Origin of the sequence: Meishania litoralis, assembly GCF_042611095.1 — a bacterium.
GTDB classification, from domain to species: Bacteria; Bacteroidota; Bacteroidia; order Flavobacteriales; family Flavobacteriaceae; genus Meishania; species Meishania litoralis.
The window spans coordinates 1-832 of the sequence record NZ_JBHFPV010000017.1; the positions used below are offsets into that span (position 1 = coordinate 1).

1 protein-coding gene is annotated in these 832 nt (G+C 38.2%); it reads left to right on the forward strand.

Features of this window, described 5'->3' with window-relative positions; genetic code table 11:
- The coding region (locus tag ACEZ3G_RS17055; protein WP_432426733.1) for a hypothetical protein at positions 1-609 on the forward strand (609 nt) is incomplete at its 5' end.
- Positions 610-832 lie beyond the last annotated feature (223 nt).

Genomic DNA, 832 nt, shown 5'->3' on the forward strand with positions numbered 1-832 from the left:
GATGTCGGCAATACCTCAACCTCGGCATATCTAAAAAATTTCTGTCTCGCTGCGCTAAAATTTTTTATTGATATGCACTCGGTTTCGCTCGCAAAAAGAAAACTTACGTTTTCACCCTTTTTTGCGGTTGCCGACATCGGCTCGCGGCTATCAATTGAAAAAGCCCTTGCACCTGCGTTGCAGGTGACTAAAGATTTTAATATGGACGACAAAATAGAATGGTTGTTATTACAATTTAATGAAACAGGCTTCCACACAGTAAGGTCGGGACATAATTTTAAGTCAAGCGAAGACCATAAATTATACAGGAACGCATTGACATACCTAGAAGATGAGGGGATTATTGAGAACCTCCAAAATTCGCGGTATCGGATAACCAGTATTGGAATCGACATTTTAAACAATGGCAACTGGAAAAAGTACAAGAAGTCCAAACTTGAAAAAGAAAATATTGAGAACGAAAAAGCTAAAATTGACTTTGCACTGGCCAAAAGAACACTAGAGGAATTTCCTAAAACCAAAAAGAGGGCCAACATAGCTATAGGAGTTTCAGTATTTCTAGCAATTCTAAAATTATTAGAATGGTGTTTATCACTATTATCGCAGTGAGAGCTTGGTTTGTTTTTCTTAAATCCTTGTTCATTTCTTTCTATTTAATGTTATCTTTTTGCTCGAAAATAAGGTTCGTGTACAAGTACTGCCGACATCAAGGGCTATAAACAATTTTTTCAGGGCTAAAGCCCCTCTCAAATTGTGGGCTTTTTAAATTGCCAGCTTTTTCATGGCTCCCTGCCCTTGAAAGCAAGCTTTCAGGACACCGCCCTTCAAAAAC